General features: G+C 46.8%; 23 protein-coding genes and 2 tRNA genes. 13 read left to right on the forward strand and 12 right to left on the reverse strand.

Features of this window, described 5'->3' with window-relative positions:
* The first annotated feature begins 2 nt into the window (after window positions 1-2).
* Entirely contained in the window at window positions 3-395 is a 393-nt protein-coding gene (gene acpS, locus ICN14_RS00465) for a holo-ACP synthase (protein WP_216224079.1), read from the forward strand.
* Between the two features lie 44 nt (window positions 396-439).
* Complete coding sequence (gene nagZ / locus ICN14_RS00470) at window positions 440-1,516, forward strand: beta-N-acetylhexosaminidase (RefSeq protein WP_216224080.1); 1,077 nt, start codon at window positions 440-442, stop codon at window positions 1,514-1,516.
* Window positions 1,517-1,521: 5 nt separating this feature from the next.
* On the opposite strand, the gene ICN14_RS00475 is transcribed toward nagZ, so the two are convergent.
* The 3 genes from ICN14_RS00475 to earP all read right to left on the reverse strand — a co-directional run bounded on the left by ICN14_RS00475 (window position 1,522) and on the right by earP (window position 4,325).
* Window positions 1,522-2,523: a GNAT family N-acetyltransferase gene (locus ICN14_RS00475; protein ID WP_216224081.1), complete on the reverse strand. Its 1,002-nt coding sequence runs from the start codon at window positions 2,521-2,523 to the stop codon at window positions 1,522-1,524.
* A 74-nt stretch (window positions 2,524-2,597) separates the two neighbouring features.
* Window positions 2,598-3,158 (reverse strand): elongation factor P, encoded by a 561-nt coding sequence (gene efp, locus ICN14_RS00480; RefSeq protein ID WP_046330550.1) that lies wholly within the window; start codon window positions 3,156-3,158, stop codon window positions 2,598-2,600.
* 87 nt (window positions 3,159-3,245) lie between these two features.
* Entirely contained in the window at window positions 3,246-4,325 is a 1,080-nt protein-coding gene (gene earP / locus ICN14_RS00485) for an elongation factor P maturation arginine rhamnosyltransferase EarP (RefSeq protein ID WP_216224082.1), read from the reverse strand.
* On the opposite strand from earP, the gene uvrC reads away from it, so the two are divergent.
* The 5 genes from uvrC to ICN14_RS00510 all read left to right on the forward strand — a co-directional run bounded on the left by uvrC (window position 4,324) and on the right by ICN14_RS00510 (window position 7,684).
* Window positions 4,324-6,264 (forward strand): excinuclease ABC subunit UvrC, encoded by a 1,941-nt coding sequence (gene uvrC / locus ICN14_RS00490; RefSeq protein ID WP_216224083.1) that lies wholly within the window; start codon window positions 4,324-4,326, stop codon window positions 6,262-6,264. The genes earP and uvrC overlap by 2 nt on opposite strands.
* A gap of 36 nt (window positions 6,265-6,300) precedes the next feature.
* A complete protein-coding gene (gene pgsA, locus ICN14_RS00495) occupies window positions 6,301-6,876 on the forward strand; it encodes a CDP-diacylglycerol--glycerol-3-phosphate 3-phosphatidyltransferase (protein ID WP_216224085.1) in 576 nt (191 codons plus the stop codon).
* Between the two features lie 117 nt (window positions 6,877-6,993).
* Window positions 6,994-7,069, forward strand: a tRNA-Gly gene (locus ICN14_RS00500).
* Window positions 7,070-7,118: 49 nt separating this feature from the next.
* Window positions 7,119-7,192: transfer RNA gene (locus ICN14_RS00505), tRNA-Cys, on the forward strand.
* Between the two features lie 30 nt (window positions 7,193-7,222).
* On the forward strand, window positions 7,223-7,684 hold the full coding sequence (locus ICN14_RS00510; protein WP_216224086.1) for a hypothetical protein: 462 nt from the start codon (window positions 7,223-7,225) through the stop codon (window positions 7,682-7,684).
* A gap of 70 nt (window positions 7,685-7,754) precedes the next feature.
* Here ICN14_RS00510 and lexA read toward each other — a convergent pair whose 3' ends face one another.
* Complete coding sequence (lexA, locus tag ICN14_RS00515) at window positions 7,755-8,474, reverse strand: transcriptional repressor LexA (protein WP_216224088.1); 720 nt, start codon at window positions 8,472-8,474, stop codon at window positions 7,755-7,757.
* 61 nt (window positions 8,475-8,535) lie between these two features.
* Between lexA and ICN14_RS00520 the strand changes: the two genes are divergently transcribed.
* The 6 genes from ICN14_RS00520 to dnaB all read left to right on the forward strand — a co-directional run bounded on the left by ICN14_RS00520 (window position 8,536) and on the right by dnaB (window position 13,745).
* Window positions 8,536-9,612, forward strand: coding sequence for an asparaginase (locus ICN14_RS00520; RefSeq protein WP_216224090.1), 1,077 nt, complete (start codon window positions 8,536-8,538; stop codon window positions 9,610-9,612).
* A 133-nt stretch (window positions 9,613-9,745) separates the two neighbouring features.
* A complete protein-coding gene (rpsF, locus tag ICN14_RS00525; RefSeq protein WP_114653629.1) occupies window positions 9,746-10,120 on the forward strand; it encodes a 30S ribosomal protein S6 in 375 nt (124 codons plus the stop codon).
* A gap of 59 nt (window positions 10,121-10,179) precedes the next feature.
* The gene (gene priB / locus ICN14_RS00530; RefSeq protein ID WP_216134092.1) at window positions 10,180-10,473 is read left to right on the forward strand and encodes a primosomal replication protein N; all 294 of its coding nucleotides are present in this window, start codon (window positions 10,180-10,182) and stop codon (window positions 10,471-10,473) included.
* 13 nt (window positions 10,474-10,486) lie between these two features.
* Window positions 10,487-10,759, forward strand: coding sequence for a 30S ribosomal protein S18 (gene rpsR / locus ICN14_RS00535; protein ID WP_011902267.1), 273 nt, complete (start codon window positions 10,487-10,489; stop codon window positions 10,757-10,759).
* Window positions 10,760-10,772: 13 nt separating this feature from the next.
* On the forward strand, window positions 10,773-11,225 hold the full coding sequence (rplI, locus tag ICN14_RS00540) for a 50S ribosomal protein L9 (RefSeq protein ID WP_216224092.1): 453 nt from the start codon (window positions 10,773-10,775) through the stop codon (window positions 11,223-11,225).
* 69 nt (window positions 11,226-11,294) lie between these two features.
* On the forward strand, window positions 11,295-13,745 hold the full coding sequence (dnaB, locus tag ICN14_RS00545; protein ID WP_370624806.1) for a replicative DNA helicase: 2,451 nt from the start codon (window positions 11,295-11,297) through the stop codon (window positions 13,743-13,745).
* Between the two features lie 91 nt (window positions 13,746-13,836).
* Here dnaB and ICN14_RS00550 read toward each other — a convergent pair whose 3' ends face one another.
* The 8 genes from ICN14_RS00550 to ICN14_RS00585 form a co-directional block, all read right to left on the reverse strand.
* The gene (locus ICN14_RS00550; protein WP_216224093.1) at window positions 13,837-14,103 is read right to left on the reverse strand and encodes a hypothetical protein; all 267 of its coding nucleotides are present in this window, start codon (window positions 14,101-14,103) and stop codon (window positions 13,837-13,839) included.
* 114 nt (window positions 14,104-14,217) lie between these two features.
* The gene (locus ICN14_RS00555; RefSeq protein ID WP_216224094.1) at window positions 14,218-14,748 is read right to left on the reverse strand and encodes a C40 family peptidase; all 531 of its coding nucleotides are present in this window, start codon (window positions 14,746-14,748) and stop codon (window positions 14,218-14,220) included.
* Window positions 14,729-16,402, reverse strand: a complete 1,674-nt coding sequence (locus tag ICN14_RS00560; protein ID WP_216224095.1) for a PhoH family protein — start codon at window positions 16,400-16,402, stop codon at window positions 14,729-14,731. Before ICN14_RS00560 ends, ICN14_RS00555 begins: the two co-directional genes overlap by 20 nt.
* A 234-nt stretch (window positions 16,403-16,636) precedes the next feature.
* Complete coding sequence (locus ICN14_RS00565; protein WP_216224096.1) at window positions 16,637-17,104, reverse strand: peroxiredoxin; 468 nt, start codon at window positions 17,102-17,104, stop codon at window positions 16,637-16,639.
* A gap of 47 nt (window positions 17,105-17,151) precedes the next feature.
* Window positions 17,152-18,069: a polysaccharide deacetylase family protein gene (locus ICN14_RS00570; protein ID WP_216224097.1), complete on the reverse strand. Its 918-nt coding sequence runs from the start codon at window positions 18,067-18,069 to the stop codon at window positions 17,152-17,154.
* Window positions 18,070-18,081: 12 nt separating this feature from the next.
* Window positions 18,082-19,128, reverse strand: coding sequence for a bifunctional UDP-4-keto-pentose/UDP-xylose synthase (locus ICN14_RS00575; RefSeq protein WP_216224098.1), 1,047 nt, complete (start codon window positions 19,126-19,128; stop codon window positions 18,082-18,084).
* A gap of 45 nt (window positions 19,129-19,173) precedes the next feature.
* Window positions 19,174-20,043: a formyltransferase gene (locus ICN14_RS00580; RefSeq protein ID WP_216224100.1), complete on the reverse strand. Its 870-nt coding sequence runs from the start codon at window positions 20,041-20,043 to the stop codon at window positions 19,174-19,176.
* Window positions 20,044-21,015 carry a glycosyltransferase gene (locus ICN14_RS00585; protein WP_216224101.1) on the reverse strand — a complete coding sequence of 324 codons (972 nt, stop codon included), beginning with the start codon at window positions 21,013-21,015 and terminating at the stop codon, window positions 20,044-20,046.
* Between the last annotated feature and the right edge of the window lie 12 nt (window positions 21,016-21,027).

Genomic DNA, 21,027 nt, shown 5'->3' on the forward strand with positions numbered 1-21,027 from the left:
AAATGATTATTGGCATGGGCACAGACATTTTGCAGATTGAGCGGCTTCAAGCTGCTTACGATCGCACCAATGGCCGCTTAGCTGAAAAAATTCTTGGGCCAGATGAGATGTTGGTTTTTAAGCATCGCTTGGCTAGAAATCACAAGAGGGGCATTGCCTTCTTGGCAACACGCTTTGCTGCAAAAGAAGCATTCTCTAAAGCAATTGGCCTGGGCATGAGAATGCCCATGACTTGGAGATCCCTCCAAACGCTCAATGAGCCTAGCGGTAAACCAGTGACATCGTATTTGGGTGCACTCGCACAATTTATGCAGGATAAAAACTGGGAAGCCCAGGTTACCGTGAGTGATGAGCAAGACATGGCAATAGCGCATGTCATCGTGGTTCAAAAATAAACAAGCATCAAAAATATATAAATCTAAAAAATTTCGAGGAATGCATGGCTAAGTCGACTATGAAACCGGGCCCAGTTACTTTAGATGTGGTTGGTCTTGAGTTAAATGCAGAGGATCGTCGTCGCATCTTGCACCCACTTACTGGTGGTGTGATTTTGTTTGGCAGAAACTTTGCTAATCGCAAGCAGCTCACTAAACTCACTTCAGATATTAAAAAGCTCCGTTCCGATGTATTGATCTCGATTGATCATGAGGGTGGACGTGTTCAGCGCTGCAGGACTGATGGCTTTACCCATTTGCCTGCCATGCGTAAGCTAGGCGAACTGTGGGGTTCTAAAAATAAGTCATCGCATTCCGCAGAATCTGCTGCTATTGCGATGGCAGCAGCTACAGCTTGCGGATATGTCTTGGCCGCCGAGTTGCGTGCTTGCGGTGTGGACTTTAGTTTTACCCCGGTCCTAGATCTCGATTTTGGCCGCAGCGGTGTCATCGGAGATCGTGCATTTAGCCGTGACCCACAAATCATCTTTGCTTTGGCTAAGAGTCTGAATGAAGGCTTACGTCTTGCCGGTATGGCGAACTGCGGAAAACACTTCCCAGGCCACGGCTGGGCAGAAGCGGATTCTCATGTGGCTATTCCGGTTGACGAACGTCCTTTGAAACAAATTCTGAATGATGATGCTAAGCCTTATGAATGGTTGGATCTGAGTTTGACGGCAGTAATGCCAGCCCATGTGATCTATCCAAAAGTAGATAAGAACCCCGCTGGATTTTCTAAGGTTTGGCTACATTCCATTTTGCGTCAAGAGTTAGGCTTTGAAGGCGTGATCTTTAGTGACGACCTTTCGATGGAAGGTGCGAGCGTTGCTGGTTCTGTAGTCAAGGGTGCTGATATGGCGCTTGAGGCAGGATGCGATGCAGTGTTGATTTGCAACCGCCCGGATCTTGCGGATCAATTACTTAGTCAGTTGAAAGTTTCTAAAGCAAAACAAGCAGAGTCTGCCACTCGATTGAATCGTTTAATGCCGACTGCTACGGCTCCTGCTTGGGATGAGTTGCAATCTGAAGCCCAATATCAACATGCCAAAGGCTTGCTGCAGCAACTGAATTTAATTGGATAAAGTCTCTATTTCTTTGAAACTCTTTCCCATTCAGAGATCACAAACTTTTTAACTTCTTCGCCTTGCTCTCTGGCGCAAACGATTTCACTAACGTTCACTGTTTGATAGATCTTCTGTAAACGCAGAATATCGCCCTGGGTAGAGTAGTGTGGAATCCATGATCCCCAAAAGAAGCCCAGATCTTCTAATGCCATATAGGCATTGGCCGCCGCCTCTTGCGTAATAGGCAGATCAAGATAAGCGGAGGCAATTTTTAAAGTCTCAAGTTTTTTTAGCTCAGCCGTGACTGATGCTATTAAATCCTCTCCGATATGAGCCACGGATATATTGGCTACCTGGTCTTCAGAGTCAATTTCAGTTTTAAGAATTGTTTCCCCAGTTCCTTGTATCTCCAAATTACTAATATTGCGCTGGAGATTTAAGTTGCTTAAAAGTGCATTCAAGTGTTCATTGTGTTTAGTTGGAACATAAATATCATGCGGGCGATCTTTTAGCGGGAGGTAAAAGGCTAACAAAGACATGCGGGTGTCGCTAAAGTTTTGCAGACCCTGCATTGCAAAGGTTGGTGGAACATCTCCAATAAAAAGACCAGTTTCCTTCGCGTTAAAGGCAATCATTTCATGCTGGCTATAAGGGTGATTGGTAACGCACTCAGTCCAAAAGCCTGGCAAGCCCAAAGATTCAGCAATTTCTATACGCTTTTTTGAAATCAACTCAGCAATGTGATGCCCCCTGTAATCGGGGTCGACCATCATTTTTCCAGCTTCTGGGGAGCAATTTTCAGGGCCATCAAAGGTTAGTGCGCAGTGCCCAATAATTTGATTATTTTCTAATTTCGCAACTATGGAGTGCATTTTCTGTGTGACGATTGCATCTTTCAGTAGTGCGGCGTCGTACATCACTGGATTGGTATAGCTTTCCCCGTAGCAACGTCGAACGCAGTCAATCAGATGGGGAATATCTTCAAGGGTTAAGGTGGTGATTACTGGGGAAATGGTATCGGTCATGGTTTTGATTATGACTGTACTTTAAGAAATAAAAAAGCCCGGCAAGCCGGGCCTTTTACTATCGAGCGAGCTAATTAATTAGCGCGGCTACGATATTCACCAGTACGAGTATCGATCTCGATCTTGTCGCCGGTGTTACAGAACAAGGGAACTTGCAATTCATAGCCAGTAGCCAATTTTGCAGTCTTCAATACTTTGCCTGAGCTGGTATCGCCTTTAACTGCTGGCTCTGTGTAAATGATTTCACGAACCAAAGAGTTTGGCATTGCTACTGAGAGTGCTTTACCTTCGTAGAACACGACTTCGCAAGGCATGCTTTCTTCGAGGTAATGCAATGCATCGCCCATGAATTCAGCTTCAACTTCATATTGGTTGTATTCAGTATCCATAAATACATACATTGGATCTGCGAAGTAAGAGTAAGTGCAATCTTTCTTATCCAAGATCACTACATCAAACTTGTCATCTGCTTTGAATACGCCTTCGTTGGGCGCACCAGTTAACAAGTTCTTAAATTTCATTTTTACAACAGAAGAGTTGCGGCCTGAGCGGCTGTATTCTGCTTTTAAAACGACCATGGCATCAGTGCCGATCATTACTACGTTACCAACGCGGAGTTCTTGTGCTGTTTTCATCTTGCTATTCCTGGGTGCAGAGCTGATTTTCTGCGGTTTTTATCAAAAACAAGATTGTAACCGCCCGCAGGTAGATTTCGCTCAAGATCAGGCTACAAAGCCCATTAGACGGGCAGCCAGGCCGCCATCAGCTTGTTTTTCGAGTAAATCTGATCGCCAGGCCTTGGAATGGGCTCCCCATTCATCAATAGACTGGTACCACTCGCTAGGCATTGCCCAAGTCATCGCAGCTATTACACCGTGTTTAAGCTCTTGTGATGCGTCTTCAAGATAGAGGTCTAAAAATGCAGCCAACTTGGTTTTGTGAGCCCCATCTTCTTGGGGGTAAATATGCCAAATGAAAGGCTTTCCGGCTAACTGAGCTCGGACAAAAGAATCCTCACCTCGAACAATATTGAAGTCGCATTGTGAAAGAATCCAATCATATTCATCTTGAGAAACAAACGGAATCGAGATCAGCTGAATGGAATCGGGCAAAGTAACTGGTTGAGTAGGGTGGGCAGAGCTGAACTGCAATTGCTCGCGTTGACCATGTGTCAGCAGGATGTCGAACTTCTCATCCAGGGTTGCCAGATCCTCCAACCATTTCAGTAGCGGTACACCTGGATAGCAAAAAACACTGATACGTTTTGTGTTGGGCCGCAATAGTTTCCAGCTGGCCTTGAGGCTCTCCGGAATCAATTGCTCAGTGAGTGATTGATCCTTGGGTATTGGGTCAATCAAAATGCCGCCCGCATTCTCCTGGAAGCCTGGAAAGAAAAAGTATTTTGGAATGCCGTGTGCTTGGGGGGACGATTTTTGATGAAAGTCCACAATCCAAGGCTCTGCACTTAAATATTCTAGATTAATGATGATGGGTTTTTTGGGGGCAATCAGGAGGCCTGCAAGGTAGCGCTCGGGAAGATCGCACCCAAATGCCTCAATCACCACGTCGGGCGTTTCTACTGGATGGCGGCTATTGTGATGACTGGCTTCCCAGGGTTGGATGTCGATACGGCGCCTGATTTCCGGATCAACCCCGGAAGCGAGTAAATTAAGGGTTGGCAGATCGTCACAGAAAATGCGCACGTCTTGGCCGTGAAGACTTGTTAAGCTTCTTGCAAGACGCCAGCAAACACCGGCATCACCATAGTTGTCTACGATTTGACAGAAAATATCCCAACGCATGAGCAATTCGCTTTTTGAAACCCTTCAGCAGGATGTTAAACGGCTACCCGGATTGCCGGGGGTCTATCGCTTCTTTGATGAGGCGGGACATATTTTGTATGTCGGAAAAGCGCGCAACCTCAAAAAGCGTGTATCTAGTTATTTTCAGCGAACTCAACTTTCACCACGGATAGAGCTGATGGTGGGAAAGATTGCCCGCTACGAAACTACAGTAACACGCTCAGAAACTGAAGCCTTAATTCTAGAGAACAATCTCATTAAGGAGTTGGCTCCTCCATTCAACATTCTCTTCCGAGATGATAAGTCTTATCCCTATGTGATGTTGACGGGTCATCAGTTTCCTCGCTTGGCCTCTTATCGAGGAAAGACGGATAAGCGTAATCACTACTTTGGGCCATTTCCCAATTCATGGGCAGTTCGCAACAGTGTGCAGATTTTGCAAAAAGTATTTCGTCTGAGAACTTGTGAAGACTCAGTATTTAAAAACCGCAGTCGCCCTTGTTTATTGCATCAAATACATCGCTGTAGTGCTCCTTGTGTAGGCCGTTTAAGTGTCGAGCAGTATGGCCAGGATGTAGCCCAGGCAACGCGTTTTTTAGAGGGCGACCATAGTCGTGTGCTCTCCGAGTTAGAAAAGAAAATGCAGGTCTACAGCGATGCCATGGAATTTGAGATGGCTGCAGTACTAAGGGATCGTATTGCTGATCTCTCGAGCGTCTTGCAACAACAGTCGATGGACACCGTTGCTGATGGTGAGGGCGATGTGGATGTGATTGCTGTTGCTCAAATGGAAGGTGTGGTCTGCGTCAATCTGGCAATGATTCGTGGTGGTCGCCATTTGGGTGATCGCGCTTACTTCCCTAAGGGTCTGCGCTCAACGTCTGGAGAGTTGCCACCACCCGCTGAAATTCTGGAGGCATTTATTGCTCAACATTACCTGGAGGAGAAGGCAGGCGATGGTGAAGCGACTACCAATTTAATTCCGCCTGTACTGATTTTGAATCATCCTCTGAGAAAGCTGGTTGATGACATTGCAGCTCCAGAAGAAGGTGTTGAAGATGTTTCTGAGCAATCAGCCCCGGAAGGTTTGCACGATTTATTGAATGCACAAGCTGGTAAGCGCATTACTTTCCTTCACCAGCCACAAGGGCAGAGACGACATTGGTTGGCTATGGCTGAAGGTAATGCCAAGATTGCGATAGCAAAGCGTTTAGTAGAAACGGGTGGCCAACTAGCAAGAGCGCGAGCATTGGCTGATGTCTTAGCTTTGGAATTAGAAAGTCTTGAGCAACTACGTATTGAGTGTTTTGATATTAGCCATACCTCCGGAGAGGCCACTCAAGCTTCTTGTGTGGTGTATTCCAAAAATGCGATGCAGCCTAGTGAATATCGCCGCTTCAATATCAATGACATTACACCGGGGGATGATTACGCTGCGATGCGTCAGGTCTTACAGCGTCGTTATGCAAACTTCCAAGAGCTCCCTGTTGAGAAGATGCCCCAAGTCATTTTGATCGACGGCGGCAAAGGTCAAGTTGAGATGGCAAGACAAGTCCTTTCTGAATTTGGTATGGATATTGGATTGATCGTTGGCGTTGCTAAAGGGGAGGGTCGTAAGGTGGGCCTGGAGACCCTGATCTTTGCGGATGGACGTCAGTCGCTTGAGCTCGGTATTGATAGCGCTGCTTTGTTGTTGGTGGCGCAAATCCGTGATGAAGCGCATCGCTTTGCTATTACTGGCATGCGAGCTAAACGAGCAAAAGCCAGAACAGTCTCTCAGCTAGAGGAGATCGAGGGGATAGGAGCCAAGCGACGTCAAAAATTACTTGCCCGCTTTGGGGGTTTGCGGGGCGTTTCCAATGCCACTATTGAAGAGCTTTCTAGTGTTGAGGGAATTTCCACGGCATTGGCCGAGCAAATCTATAAGCAACTTCATTGATTTCCCAGTGTGCTCACATTGGGTTATGCTTGAGTCATGCCTTTTAACTTACCCATTGCCCTGACCTGGTTGCGCGTTGCCGCCATTCCACTGGTCGTTGCAGTGTTCTATTTGCCTAATAGCTGGCTTAATTCTTTCGATAAGAACCTCACCGCTACCGTTATTTTTGTGTTTGCGGCCGTGACTGATTGGTTAGATGGTTTCTTAGCTCGCAAAATGAAACAAGAGTCGGCATTCGGCCAATTCTTGGACCCCGTAGCTGACAAATTAATTGTTGCTGCTTCATTGTTGGTTCTGCTTAATATGGATCGCGTCCAAGTCTGGGTAGCTTTGATCATTATTGGTCGCGAAATTACTATTTCAGCATTAAGAGAGTGGATGGCGCTCTTGGGTGCTGGAAAAAGCGTTGCCGTACATATGGTTGGCAAGTTAAAAACTACCGCTCAACTTGTCGCCATTCCATTTTTATTGCTAAACGACACTTTATTTGGATGGCTTAATTGCGCACAAGTTGGCACTTGGCTAATTTGGATTGCATGCTTTTTGACGCTTTGGTCAATGTTCTATTACATGAAAAAAGCTTTGCCTCAGCTAGTTGATAAGGCTGAATAAAGTCCACAAACCCATAGCTGATAAGGGTTTGAAAGAAACGTGAGTCCCGCCAGTTTTTAGTCTTAGACACAAATAATGCGTTCCCTCAAATTGTTTGTTAAACTACTGCCCTGTTATGCGGGAATAGCTCAGCTGGTAGAGCGATACCTTGCCAAGGTATAGGTCGGGAGTTCGAACCTCCTTTCCCGCTCCAAGTTCGATGGGAAGCCCTAAAAAGCTTCCCATTTTTGATTCAAGCATATGGCGCGTTGGCCGAGTGGTTAGGCAGGAGCCTGCAAAGCTTCGTACGGGGGTTCGATTCCCTCACGCGCCTCCAGTAATTTAGATTGATTACCAGGGCAAGAATATGATCCAACTCAAACGAATCCAATCAATTGCATCAGCGCTCGCACTCTCTGTGCTCTTGGCTGCCTGCGCATCTTCCGGAGATTCTCCAACCGGTACGCCTAGTGAAATCCAAGAAATTCAGGCGCAACTCTTGGGCGATATGCCATTACCTGCAGCATCAAAAATTATTGGTTCAGATTCTTTAATTATTGGCCGTGGTGATAACTGGGTTGGTCGAGTTGTTTTGTCTGGCGTTCAATCTCCAACCGATATTTATGCTTTCTTTCAGGCCGAGTATCCTAAAGTGGGTTGGACTACTGTGAGTGCCGTGAAATCTAAAACCAGTATTTTGGTTTTCACTAAGGGCGATCGCACTTCAACCATCGAGGTGAATGAAGGCTCATTCGGCGGACCTAAATCAATCATCACTATTACGGCATCACCAAAGAATGCAAACGTAGTGACACCAACTAAGAAATAAAAATATTTACTCCGTCAGCAATAGAAAAAGGCCTCTAAACGAGGCCTTTTGCTTTATCAGGTGAGGTAGCTTAGAGCCCGCCAGCCCTAATCAGGCCAACAGCTTGGCCCTCTACGGCGAAGTTCGGTTGACGTCTATCTACCAAAATATTTTTGAAGTCTGGGTTTTCGGCTTGTAATTCTATAACCATGCCATCTGCAGTTTTCTTTTGGTTCCAGCGTTTCACTGTGACTTCATCATCTAAGCGTGCAACCACGATATCGCCGTTGCGTACTTCAGAAGTTTTTCGTACGGCAAGATAGTCACCATCCAAAATTCCAGCATCGCGCATACTCATGCCAACTACTTTTAATAAGTAATCAGCACCCTTACTAAATAAGCTGGGATCAATCGGTACTTGTTTTTCAATATGCTCGATAGCTGTGATCGGAGAACCTGCGGCAACACGACCAATGAGTGGCAGTGTAAGTTGCTGAAGTGCGCCAGAGGGTAAAGACATCTGACGATATTTGTTTGGATTGTGAGTCTGGTTAAAGCGTTGGGGAATCCGAATACCGCGCGAGGTTCCTGGCGTCAGCTCGATGTATCCCTTTTTTGCCAAGGCGCGTAAGTGCTCTTCAGCAGCGTTAGCAGAGGCAAAACCCAGTTGCGTTGCAATTTCAGCACGCGTTGGCGGTGAGCCACTTTCATCGATGGCTTTGGTGATTAATTCCAAAATCTCACTTTGACGTGAGGTGAGTTTGGGGAGGGCAGTCAGCTCCTCTTGAAAATCGACTGTATTTATGTCCATACTGGGATTGTATACAGCACTATTTGAATATTCAAGCAATTTGGAGGCGGATAATGGGGGAATGAGCTCAAAACCCAGCATTTCTGAAAGCACACCTCATCTCCTAGTCTTAGGCATGGGGGGCACCATTGCAGGCCTTGCGCCAAACCCGGAAGAAAACCCCCTCCAATATCAGGCTGGCCAAGTCGGGGTTGATGCCTTGGTGGCGCATGTTCAGTCAGTCGTGCCCGAGGGGGTCAAGCTGGTGTCACGTCAGGTGGCGAATATCAATAGTCGCAATTTGACTGACGCTCATCTCGCCACACTGGGGCTTGCAGTAAGAGAGGCTCTGCTAAATGTTGCTGTAAAGGGGATTGTGATTACCCATGGCACCGATACGATTGAAGAGACGGGCTTATTTTTGCAGGTAACCTGTGGAAAGATGGCCCAGACACAAGGCAAGCGGGTCATTTTGACGGGGGCAATGCTACCAAGTAATGCCCCTGGGGCTGACGGCCCCTCCAATCTATTGGACGCCTTGCGCTGGGCTTCTACATCGATTGATAACTGTCCTGGCGGCATTTATGCCGTAATGGACGGGCGTGGATGCATGGCACTCGATCTAGCTAAGCGCCATGCCACAGCCCTGAATGCTCCTTTACAAGATGCACCATCAAGCTCAGTAGGCCTCATTAATCCTTCTTGGTTATCTGGTGTCAAGGCGGTTCAGGCTGCTTGGAATGAGGATTTGCCCATTCCGCTGGAAGGCGAGTGGCCTTGGGTTGAGATTTTGACTAGCCATGCAGGCGCGCGTTCTGAAACCATCACGCAGTGGCTGGGTAGTACTGTAGAGGGCTTTGTGCTTGCTGGGTCAGGCCATGGTGGCTTTCATGATGACTGGGCAAAACCTTTGGATCAGGCAATGGCTCAAGGCATTGCTTTGGTGAGAACGACTAGAACTGGGGCAGGTGCTACTTTGCGAAACATTCCTGAGCTTGATGCGCCTGGATGCTGCCCATCTGGGGCATTGACTGCACCTAGAGCCAGAATTGCGCTCCAATTGGCTTTAAATGCGTCAAAGCAGGCAAATAAAGCAGGTAAACCCCTGACTTGGCAGGATTTTTTTGCTAGAATAGCGGACTTACCTGAAATTCGGTAAGGACTTAAAAGCTGTAAATATCCGTAGTTAGTTTTACCTACAATTTGTTACTACCTTGTCACACTGGCGCTAACTTTAAAACCATCGGAAGTTAGCAAGACGCCCAGGTGACTTTATCCTTAAGGAGTGTTAGATGCGTCATTATGAAATCGTCTTTATCGTCCACCCGGACCAAAGCGAGCAAGTGCCTGCGATGATTGATCGCTACAAAGCGACATTAGCTGCTGCTGGCGGCAAAATTCATCGTATGGAAGATTGGGGTCGTCGTCAGATGGCTTACATGATCGACAAACTTGCTAAAGCCCATTACGTTTGTATGAACATTGAGTGCGACCAGAAAACTCTGGACGAGCTCGAGCACGCATTCAAATTTAACGATGCTGTTTTGCGTCACCTCATCATCAAGACTAAGAAAGCTGAAACTGAGCCTTCAATCATGATGAAAGAAGTGCAACGTGAAGAAGCGCGCAAAACAGCTCAATCCGACGCTCCTGTAGCAGCGGCTTAAGTTAGAAATTTGAAGAGGAATACACAGACTAGAAAACGTATCAGAGTGACGGAGCGGCGTTGAATCATTTCACCCTAACTGCATTCTTGGTAGCTAAAGACGCGATTCGATTTACACCAGCAGGAATACCGGTGATGCATTGCCAGCTAGAACATAGCGGCGAAGTAAGCGAGGTAGGAGTTGCTAGGAAAATCCAGATGAGCGTTGAAGCCATAGCAATCGGCCCGATACAAAAGGGCTTAGAGCAAATGGATTTAGGTGCTGAGGCAGTGTTTGAAGGATTCTTAGCACCCAAGACTCTACGCAATCAAAGACTTGTTTTCCACATTACCCATATTCAATTGAAAAATTAAAGAGGAAATCATCATGGCGTTTGGAAAGAAACCCGATTTCAAAAAGAAACCAGCTCAGAACCCATTGTTCAAGCGTAAGCGTTATTGCCGTTTCACTGTTGCTGGCGTAGAACAGATTGACTACAAAGATGTAGACACATTGAAGGACTTCATTGGCGAAAACGCCAAGATCACTCCTGCACGTTTGACAGGCACAAAAGCTAAATATCAGCGTCAGTTAGACACTGCTATCAAGCGTGCTCGTTACTTGGCTTTGTTGCCATTCTCCGATCAACACAAGAAATAATTGGGAGCCCTCAATGCAAATCATTCTTTTAGAAAAAGTAATTAACCTGGGCAACCTCGGTGACATCGTTCGTGTTAAAGACGGTTACGCTCGTAATTTCCTAATCCCACAACGCAAAGCTCGTCGTGCAACTGAAACAGCTATCGCTGACTTTGCAGTACGTCGCGCTGAGTTGGAAAAATTGGCTGCTGAGAAATTGGCTGCTGCTGAAGCAGTTGGCACAAAGCTTAAAGACTTGGTTCTCGAAATCGGTCAAAAAGCGGGTGTTGACGGTCGTTTGTTTGGTTCTGTAACCAATCATGACATCGCTGATGCTTTGAAAGCTAAAGGCTTTGTAATTGAAAAAGCTTCTGTACGTATGCCTACTGGCCCGTTGAAGATGGTTGGTGATCACCCTGTAGCGGTAGCTGTTCATACCGATGTAGTGGCTGACATTACTATCCGCGTAGTTGGCGAGCAAGCGTAAGTTTTAGATCTGTAAGCTAGCCTCATGGCTGAATCCCGCTCACGCTCTCTTATGTCAAATCCTGGCATGATGGGTTCTGGGGATCCGGTCTTGCAGGCGCTCAAAGTACCGCCGCATTCTGTAGAAGCCGAGCAATCTTTGCTCGGCGGTCTACTGATCGATAACACAGCCTGGGATCGCCTAGGTGGCGTGTTAACTGATAAAGATTTCTATCGTCCTGAACATGCACTGATCTATAAGGTCATTCAGCGTTTAGTTGGCGACAATCATCCCGCTGACGTCATTACTGTTCATGAGGCTGTGAAGTCCGAGCAAGGTGGCGATTTAGTTGGGATTGATTACCTCAATTCATTAGCGCAAAGCACTCCAAGTGCAGCGAACATCAAAGGCTATGCCGACATTGTTCGTGACCGCAGCATTCTGCGTCGCCTAATTGAAGTGTCTGACAACATTGTGAACTCTGCATTTGTTCCAGAGGGCCGTTCAGTGAGAACGCTCTTGGATGAAGCAGAATCACGCATTCTCCAAATTGGTGAAGAAGGCAGTCGCAAAGCAGATTACCTCGAGATTGAACCGTTGCTCAAAACCGTTGTTGCTCGTATTGATGAGCTCTACAACCGTCAAGGTGGAAGTGACATCACCGGTATTGCAACGGGATTTATTGATTTAGATAAACAAACTAGCGGTCTTCAAAAAGGCGACTTAGTGATTGTTGCTGGAAGACCGTCGATGGGTAAGGCGCAGCCGCTAGATGCAAAAGTCAAAACGGTGGATGGCTGGAAGTTAATGGGGGATTTACGTTTTGGTGATCGCCTCGCTTCTGTGGATGGTCAGCACTCCATGGTTACCGGCATCTATCCGCAAGGCGCTAAACAGATCTACAAAATAACCTTCTCTGATGGTCGTGAAGCTGAGTGCTGTGATGAGCATCTCTGGCGTGTCATGTATCGCGATTGGGATGCTCCCAAAGTGATTAATACTGCGCGTTTAATGGAAATGCTTTCTTGTGTTCGCTACAAGAATCGTTTGTGGATAGATCCTGTCTCGGGTGATTTTGGGCACTCAAATGCATTGCCAATTAACCCATGGGTTTTGGGTGCATTACTCGGGGATGGAACTTTAGCCTTATCCCATGGCAGCGTCATGTTCTCGACCAAGTCTCCAGAGCTGATTGAGCGTATGAATGCGTTAGCCGGATATGAGATGGAGTTGGTTCATGCCAATGCATATGACTGGAGATTGGTTTCAAAAGCCAGAATTGCTGCCAATGGCCAACGTCAGTCAGTGCCAACAAATTATTTCCGCTCCGCCTTGCAAGATATAGGTGTGTTGGGCTGCAGGAGTTTTGATAAATATATTCCTGCTTCTTATCTTGAGGCAAATAAGACTTCTCGTCTCGCACTGTTTCAGGGTCTGATGGACACTGATGGCTGGATTGAGAAGTGGGGCTCGATTCGCTTTTGTACTTCAAGTAAGCAGTTGTCAGAGGACGTTGCCTCTTTGGCTAGATCATTGGGCGGTTTTTGCTCAATCGCTCAAAAACAGACAAGCTACAGCTACAAGGGTGAGAAGAAGCGGGGGCGCCCATCTTATGTTCTGAATATGAGTTTTGGCCCTGGCTTTCAAGCATTTACCTTGCCTGAAAAGAAGGAAAGACTTAGATCAACTTGGGATCGCCAACGCAGACTGTCATTTAAGAGTATTGAGCCATCTAGAGTTGCTGAGGCTCAATGCATCTCTGTTAGCCACCCAGATAGAACCTATGTAACCAATGATTACGTAGTGACCCACAACACTGCATTTGCACTCAATATAGCAGAGAACGTCGCGCTAGCGGAAGGATTGCCGGTTGTGGTGTTCTCTATGGAGATGTCAGGCGAGCAATTAGCAGCTCGTTTGCTGGGCTCGGTGGGGCGCGTTGACCAAGGTCGCATGCGTACCGGCAAGTTGCAGGACGATGAGTGGCCACGCGTTACCGATGCGATTGCCCGCTTAAGTAATACCCAAATTTTGATTGATGAGACTGGTGCTCTTTCAAGTTTAGAGTTGCGTGCTCGTGCGCGTCGTATTGCTCGTAACTTTGGTGGAACACTTGGTCTTGTTGTGATTGATTACTTGCAGTTAATGAGCGGCTCTGGCTCCGAGAACCGCGCAACGGAGATTTCAGAAATCTCACGCTCACTCAAATCGCTCGCAAAAGAATTGCAATGCCCGGTTGTTGCACTCTCACAGTTAAACCGTGGTCTTGAGCAACGCCCTAATAAGCGTCCAATCATGTCTGACTTGCGTGAGTCGGGTGCGATCGAGCAAGATGCCGACTTAATTATGTTCATCTACCGTGATGAGGTGTATCACCCAGATACCACTCAGGACAAAGGTATGGCAGAGATCATTATTGGTAAGCAGCGTAATGGACCAATTGGTACTGTGCGCTTAAGCTGGCAAGGTCCATATACTAAGTTTGATAACTTGGCGATGGGATCAGTTGGTTATTCTTCTGGTGGATACGAGCCTTTCTAATTCAATAAAAATCTGAAATCAGTAAGCAAAAATAAACAAGAATAAAAAAAGCCTCGCAATGCGAGGCTTTTCAACTTGATGCGCAAAGTATTTACTTACCACCTTCACACTTCTTAATGGAAGCAGCTTTAGCGGCACCATACAGCGGCTTACCGTCTTTACTTACCGCCTTAGCTTCGCAATCATTAGGCTTGGCATCACCCATACATTTTTTAATAGATGCATCTTTAGCTGCGCCATAGAGTGGTTTACCTTCTTTGCTAACTGCTTTAGCTTCACACGCAGCTTGATCTGCAAAAGCGATAGATGGAATTGCAAAACTGAATGCAATACTTAAAGCGATGATGATTTTCTTCATACGAGCCACTCCCAAATGAGTAATCTAAAGAACCAATTGTTCTACTTAAGAATGTAAACAATATTCAGTGTTTTGGGAATACGGTGTTAATGCTATCAGCTGAAAGGCTAATAATTAAGGCGTCAATCTTCTTGCTTCGGTAAATCTAGCCGCCCAGTAGGGCGTAGTGATGTACTCCAGGCGCACAGTTCCTCCGGCGCTTGGAGCATGTACAAATCTGCCTTGACCCACGTAGATCCCTGCATGTGAATATTTTTCACCGGTAGTATTAAAGAAAATCAGATCACCTGGTGCAGGGGGTTGATTCTCAACACTTTGCCCTTTGGTGCTCATTTCTTGGATAGTCCGCGGTAGCTTGATGTTAGCCGACTTCTGATAGACGTAAGCAATGAGCCCACTGCAATCAAATCCGCCCTTCGGATTATTGCCGCCGTAGCGATAGGGTACACCCACCAAACCCACTGCTGCAATAGAGATATCCTCTGTGCCTACACTCGTATCTTGTTTGAATTGGGAAACTTTAGCCGCATTATTTTTTGAGCTAAAGCTACTGCATCCTGATAGCAAAAGCAGGGCACAAATAAAAATGCCGCACCCCATTAGAGTGCGGCATGAGAGGGGTTTCTTAGAGTGCGTCAGCAGCATGATCCGCAAGACGTGAACGCTCACCGCGGGCTAGAGTCACATGTCCACCATGACGCCAGCCTTTGAAGCGATCTACTACATAGGTAAGACCAGAAGAGCCTTCAGTTAAGTAAGGCGTATCGATCTGCGCAATATTGCCCAAACAAACAATCTTGGTTCCTGGACCTGCACGAGTGACCAAAGTCTTCATTTGTTTAGGTGTTAAGTTTTGCGCCTCATCAATAATCACAAACTTACTCACAAAGGTTCTGCCGCGCATGAAGTTCATGCTCTTCACTTTGATGCGTGAACGAATCAGCTCCTGGGTAGCAGCACGACCCCATTCGCCAGCGCCATCTTCATTGCGTTGTAATACCTCAAGGTTGTCGTCAAATGCACCCATCCAAGGCTGCATTTTCTCTTCTTCAGTACCAGGCAAGAAACCAATATCTTCCCCAACGGGAACGGTAGCGCGGGTGATGATAATTTCGTTGTAGCGCTTACTATCTAGAACTTGCTCAAGGCCGGCAGCTAATGCCAGCAAGGTTTTACCGGTACCTGCTTGACCCAGCAATGTGATGAAATCCACATCAGGGTTCATCAGCAGGTTCATGGCAAAGTTCTGTTCACGGTTACGCGCAGTCACACTCCACACATTATTTTTCTGATGTGAAAAGTCTCTCAAAGTTTGGAGGAGAGCAGTCTTGCCATTAATTTCTTTTACTTGCGCGTAGAAAGGTGTGGAACCATCAGGGTTTTCTTGATAGACGAACTCATTCACTAGCATGCTCGGTACTGAAGGGCCAGTTACGCGATAGAACATCGTTCCGGATTTTCCATCAGCCCAGCTTTCCATATCTTTGCCATGCTTTGGCCAAAAGTCTGCTGGTAAGGTCATGACTCCGGAATACATCAAGTCACGATCTTCCAGCACCTGGTCGTTGAAGTAATCTTCAGCAGGCAATCCTAAAGCGCGTGCCTTAATGCGCATATTGATATCTTTGGATACCAATACCACCTCTTGGCCCTTACGAGTCTTTTGTAGCTCACTAACAACCGCCAAGATGAGGTTGTCGCCTTTGCCTTCAGGCAAGCCCTCAGGCAAGGCCTGGGTGGTGAGCTTGGTTTGGAAAAAGAGTCGACCAGAGACATCCTGATTGCCGAGCTTATTTAGTGGAATGCCTTCATCTAATGTGCCGCTAGTACCCGCAACCAATTGATCTAAGGAGCGACTAACGGTACGCGCATTACGAGCAACCTCAGTCATCCCCTTCTTATGGTTATCCAATTCTTCCAAGGTAGTCATTGGCAGGAAGAGGTCGTGCTCGGAGAAGCGGAACAGGGAGCTGGGATCATGCATTAATACATTGGTATCCAAGACAAAAAGACTTGGAGGGCCGGTGCGAATAATGCGTTTTGGTTTCTCTGGAACACTTGATGCTCTCTTATCGCTGCGCTCATTACGTGGCGCAACTGGACTGCGATCACTTTTGATTTTCTCAAGCGCCACTTCGGCAGCAGAGAGATCTTCTTCGGCATCCGTTGCCCAATCTGGCGCATGGCTTTCCATCACAACAGTTTTTGCTGGTGCAGGGCGCTTCTTTAAGTTTGGAGTGTCCTTACTGCTAATTTTTACTTGGCCAGCAATTTGAGTTGGGATTGGGGGCAATGGCATGCAGACTCTCCTAAAAGAAAAAACCGTCAAGCGGATTGCATTGACGGTTTATAACGAAACTGGGTGTAAAACGATCTGTAAAACGGCGGGGGTTGTTTTCCAAGCCTGTTCTTAAATATTCAGGCTGATGAGTCAAACGGATTGTTAGACTTTCCCGTCGTTTACGGTGCATATGAATAACTTTACCCCAAATTTTGGGCTTTGCAAGTACCCCAGATTAAATTAATTTATAAATTATTTAGTGGCTTGAGCCGCTTGTAATACCTCTGTCACATGTCCCGGAACCTTCAGGCCGCGCCACTCTTTTGCGAGCTTGCCTGAGGAGTTAAAGAGGAATGTGCTGCGCTCAACGCCACGAACCTGCTTGCCATACATATTCTTTAGCTTCATCACGCCAAAGAGCTGGCATAGGGTTTCTTCCGTATCGGCAACGAGCTCAAATGGCAGCTCTAGTTTGCTGCGGAAGTTATCGTGCGATTTGAGGCTATCTCGAGATACGCCAACAATCAAGGTATTGGCTTTGGTGAAGGCGTCAATATTGTCCCGGAATTCACCAGACTCGGCGGTGCAACCGGGAGTCATGTCTTTTGGGTAAAAGTAGATAACTAGCTTTTTGCCCTTAGCGGAATCCGGCGTAAATGTTAATCCCGATGTTGCTGGGATTGCGCACTGGGGCATTGGTTTACCAATTTCGACTGTCATGATGGTCTCTCTAATTTAACTTTGTGTATTACGTATTCTGATACTACTTAAACTGCTTGCAAAATGAGTTCGCCACTTCGGTTGGGGATCTCACCCCAGGTGACTGGCTGTACCGCTATTTTATCGAGTTGCTTAGTGGCTTCCCAGGATTGATGCAGTTCGCCCATGGTGACCAGGTCGTGACCTTGGTTTAACCAACCAGCAAGCAATTGTTCAAAGGCGGGGAGTAGCTTTTGACCTTCTAGTTCTGCATGCAAGGTAAATACCTGATCATTTGGATTGCTTTGGGTGATTGCCAGAAGTTTCTTCACGGCACCAAACTCATCGGCATCATCAATGCCAATCAACTCATCAAACGTTGGCAATGTCGTTGGGTACTGGACATGCTTGGCTTTGCCAGAGGGTAGCTCGAAGCGATAAGGCATCAGGTTAGGCTCAGCTCTGCCATCGGAAGAATATTTAATGCCCCATTGATCAAGTTGCTCAAATGCAGCCTCATTCATTTGCCAGCCAGCGGCACCATACGTGACTGGTGGGTGGCCAAAAATCTCTACAAAACGATCCCAACTTTTTTGCATCTGCGCTTTAGTCCATTGAGCATCGCGATTGCGCACAGCGTCTTGCCAGGCCACATGATCCCAAGTATGAATGCCAGTCTCATGACCGGCCGCATCTATGGCGCGCATTTCAGCAGCCGCTTGTTTGCCAATGTCGGGTCCAGGCAAGAGGACGCCGTAGAGCAAGGTTTTAATGCCGTAATGTTCAACAACGGAAGTGCGACTTACTTTCTTAAGGAAGCCTGGCTTAAATACCCGCTTGAGAGCCCAACCCGTGTGGTCGGGACCTAAGCTAAATAGGAAAGTGGCTTTAAGGCCAAAACGCTCAAGCGTACGCGCTAGATTAGGGACGCCTTCTTTGGTACCACGTAGGGTATCAACGTCTACTTTGAGAGCAATCTTAGCCATGAACCTCTGTACTTACTCGCTATCAACCAAGTGACGCGCTTTTTCCACGTCTTCACGATAGGCTTCGAAAATATTCTTCAGCGCATCGCTCATATTAGTAGTTGGTTTCCAACCTAATTCGCTCATCGTGTTGTCAATTGCGGGAACGCGGTTCTGAACGTCTTGGTAGCCTTCGCCGTAGTAAGCCCCAGAAGTAGTTTCGACAATCTTTACTTCATTGGCTGTTTTTGCGTACTCTGGAATACTGCGGGCAATCTCCAGCATCTGATTAGCAAGTTCACGAATAGAGTGATTGTTCTTTGGATTACCGATGTTATAGATCTTGCCATTTGCAACACCATCTTTGTTATCGATAATGCGCATTAAAGCGTCGATACCATCATCAATATAAGTAAAGGCGCGTTTCTGAGCGCCACCATCGACGACGTTGATTGGCTCGCCACGAACGATGTGACCCAAGAACTGAGTTACGACGCGGGAGGAACCTTCTTTTGGTGTGTAGATGCTATCTAAACCAGGACCAATCCAGTTAAATGGGCGGAAGAGGGTAAAGCGCAAACCTTCCATGCCGTAACCCCAAATGACGCGATCCATCAATTGCTTAGAGCAGGCATAGATCCAGCGTGGTTTATTGATTGGGCCGTAAACCATATTGGACTTAGCCGGATCAAATTCACCATCTTCACACATGCCATAGACTTCGGATGTGGATGGAAATACCAAATGCTTTTTGTATTTAACGGCTGAGCGAACGATGGGTAAGTTGGCTTCGAAGTCGAGTTCAAATACTTTTAATGGCTGCTGAACGTAAGTCGCTGGTGTTGCGATAGCTACTAAAGGTAGGATGACGTCACATTTACGAATGTGATACTCAACCCATTCTTTATTGATGGTGATGTCACCTTCAAAGAAGTGCATACGTGGATGGTTCACTAAATCACCAAGGCGATCGTTTTGCATATCCATGCCGTAGACATCCCAATCGGTTGTCTCAAGGATGCGCTTTGAGAGATGATGACCAATAAAACCGTTTACGCCAAGAATGAGTACTTTTTTCATCTTTACTGCCTCGTATTTAATCTAAAGGGTGCTACTTTTAATTTGTTAGCTACTTGCTGGGAACCAGTCCAGTATCGCTACTGCTCTTTGGTCGCCGCAAACGCCGAATACCTGATTATCAACCACTTGGATGCCGGAAGCCTGAAGATCTAGCTGCCCCGGAAATGGCCCTTCTAGGCTGGTACGAGACACGATCATGCGCTGACCTTGCCAGTCGGTAAAAGCCCCAGGATAAGGGGGTGCAACGGCTCTGACGAGGTTGTGAACCTGCTGAGCTGTCTGATCCCACAGAATTTGCCCGTCTGCAGGCTTTCGGCCTCCAAAATAGCTTCCCTCAGCTAGATTATTGGCTTTTCTGGGGATGTGGCCTTGAACAAGTTCCGGGAGGACCTGGTTCATTACGGCAACAGCTGCTTGGCTAACTTTGCCAAAGACTTCTGTAGCGGTTTCATTGGGGTCAATCGAGACTGCAGATTGCCCCACGATATCGCCCGCATCCGGCTTGACTTCCATGATGTGCAATGTGGCGCCAGTCTCGGTTTCCCCATGAAGGATGGCCCAATTAACTGGAGCGCGACCGCGATACTTTGGCAGCAGTGAGCCGTGCATATTTAGTGCGGCAATTTTGGCGCATGCCAAGAGCTCCGCCGGGATCATATGGCGGTAGTAAAAAGAGAATAAATAATCGGGGGATAGCTTTTGGATCTGCGGAATTAAATCCATCAACTGATTTGCATTTGGTGTGATGCAAGGAATCTTTTTTTTCTCACAGAGATTGGCAACACTGCCAAACCAGACATTCTCATTGGGATCATCTTGATGCGTAACAACTAGATCAATCTGAATACCTGCACTAAGTAATGCCTTAAGGCAATTAACGCCAACATCGTGATAAGCAAAGACGACTGCGTGCAATTATTTTTTCTCTAAAACAGTTTGCACAACATAGCGTGGACGCTCGCGAACCTGTTGGTAGATGCGGCCAATGTACTCGCCAAGTAAGCCAAGGCCAAATAGCATTACACCTATCAAGAAGAAGGTAAGAGCGAATAATGTAAATACGCCTTCAACCTCGGCACCCAGTACAAAGCGGCGGACTAAGAGGTATATAAATAGGGTGCCTGCAGCCATTGCTAGGAGCATTCCCAGGATCGAGAAAATCTGCAAAGGCATCACCGAGAAGCCGGTTACCAAATCAAAGTTCAAGCGAATAAGTTGATAGAGGCTGTACTTGGACTCACCAGCAAAACGTTCTTCGTGCTTGACGCTGATTTCTGTAGGGTTGGATGCGAATGTGTAAGCCAGTGCTGGAATAAATGTATTGCTTTCATCGCACTGACGAACGAGGTCAACGATACGACGGCTGTAACCGCGGAGCATGCAACCTTGGTCAGTCATCGTGATACGAGTAATTTTTTCACGCAAATGATTCATCGCGCGGGAAGCAAATTTTCTGAAGAAGCTATCGCGACGATCGGCGCGAATAGTGCCAACGTAGTCATGACCTTTGAGTAATTCATTTACCAAGGCGTCAATTTCTTCAGGGGGATTTTGCAGATCAGCGTCTAGGGTGATGATGTATTCACCGCGGGAGTATTCAAAGCCAGCCATGATTGCCATATGCTGACCAAAGTTGCTATGAAATAACACCGCACGAGTCACATCTGGGCGAAGCTCAACTTGTTTAGCCAAAATCCCAGCCGAACGATCTTTACTGCCATCATTCACAAACACTACTTCGTAAGCAATGTTGCGCTTGCTAGACATGACATCTAGCGCAGGATATAGGCGATCAAAGAGGGCTTGAAGACCGTCTTCCTCGTTGTAAACGGGAATGACAATGCTGAGTGTCGGATTGCAGGCTTGGGTAGCTAAATTTGCAGTCATGCTGCAATTTTG

It is taken from the genome of Polynucleobacter sp. MG-27-Goln-C1 (assembly GCF_018881905.1).
Classification (GTDB): domain Bacteria; phylum Pseudomonadota; class Gammaproteobacteria; order Burkholderiales; family Burkholderiaceae; genus Polynucleobacter.

What these genes read in the sequence shown, in the direction of transcription:
- uvrC (WP_216224083.1), top strand. Translation starts at nt 4,324, where the DNA reads ATGAGCAATTCGCTTTTTGAAACCCTTCAGCAGGATGTTAAACGGCTA.
- earP (WP_216224082.1), bottom strand. Translation starts at nt 4,325, where the DNA reads ATGCGTTGGGATATTTTCTGTCAAATCGTAGACAACTATGGTGATGCC.
- rpsR (WP_011902267.1), top strand. Translation starts at nt 10,487, where the DNA reads ATGGCGTTTGGAAAGAAACCCGATTTCAAAAAGAAACCAGCTCAGAAC.
- dnaB (WP_370624806.1), top strand. Translation starts at nt 11,295, where the DNA reads ATGGGTTCTGGGGATCCGGTCTTGCAGGCGCTCAAAGTACCGCCGCAT.
- pgsA (WP_216224085.1), top strand. Translation starts at nt 6,301, where the DNA reads ATGCCTTTTAACTTACCCATTGCCCTGACCTGGTTGCGCGTTGCCGCC.
- rpsF (WP_114653629.1), top strand. Translation starts at nt 9,746, where the DNA reads ATGCGTCATTATGAAATCGTCTTTATCGTCCACCCGGACCAAAGCGAG.
- ICN14_RS00555 (WP_216224094.1), bottom strand. Translation starts at nt 14,748, where the DNA reads ATGCTGCTGACGCACTCTAAGAAACCCCTCTCATGCCGCACTCTAATG.
- ICN14_RS00560 (WP_216224095.1), bottom strand. Translation starts at nt 16,402, where the DNA reads ATGCCATTGCCCCCAATCCCAACTCAAATTGCTGGCCAAGTAAAAATT.
- rplI (WP_216224092.1), top strand. Translation starts at nt 10,773, where the DNA reads ATGCAAATCATTCTTTTAGAAAAAGTAATTAACCTGGGCAACCTCGGT.
- ICN14_RS00565 (WP_216224096.1), bottom strand. Translation starts at nt 17,104, where the DNA reads ATGACAGTCGAAATTGGTAAACCAATGCCCCAGTGCGCAATCCCAGCA.
- ICN14_RS00520 (WP_216224090.1), top strand. Translation starts at nt 8,536, where the DNA reads ATGAGCTCAAAACCCAGCATTTCTGAAAGCACACCTCATCTCCTAGTC.
- ICN14_RS00510 (WP_216224086.1), top strand. Translation starts at nt 7,223, where the DNA reads ATGATCCAACTCAAACGAATCCAATCAATTGCATCAGCGCTCGCACTC.
- ICN14_RS00585 (WP_216224101.1), bottom strand. Translation starts at nt 21,015, where the DNA reads ATGACTGCAAATTTAGCTACCCAAGCCTGCAATCCGACACTCAGCATT.
- ICN14_RS00550 (WP_216224093.1), bottom strand. Translation starts at nt 14,103, where the DNA reads ATGAAGAAAATCATCATCGCTTTAAGTATTGCATTCAGTTTTGCAATT.
- ICN14_RS00570 (WP_216224097.1), bottom strand. Translation starts at nt 18,069, where the DNA reads ATGGCTAAGATTGCTCTCAAAGTAGACGTTGATACCCTACGTGGTACC.
- lexA (WP_216224088.1), bottom strand. Translation starts at nt 8,474, where the DNA reads ATGGACATAAATACAGTCGATTTTCAAGAGGAGCTGACTGCCCTCCCC.
- ICN14_RS00475 (WP_216224081.1), bottom strand. Translation starts at nt 2,523, where the DNA reads ATGACCGATACCATTTCCCCAGTAATCACCACCTTAACCCTTGAAGAT.
- nagZ (WP_216224080.1), top strand. Translation starts at nt 440, where the DNA reads ATGGCTAAGTCGACTATGAAACCGGGCCCAGTTACTTTAGATGTGGTT.
- acpS (WP_216224079.1), top strand. Translation starts at nt 3, where the DNA reads ATGATTATTGGCATGGGCACAGACATTTTGCAGATTGAGCGGCTTCAA.
- ICN14_RS00575 (WP_216224098.1), bottom strand. Translation starts at nt 19,128, where the DNA reads ATGAAAAAAGTACTCATTCTTGGCGTAAACGGTTTTATTGGTCATCAT.
- efp (WP_046330550.1), bottom strand. Translation starts at nt 3,158, where the DNA reads ATGAAAACAGCACAAGAACTCCGCGTTGGTAACGTAGTAATGATCGGC.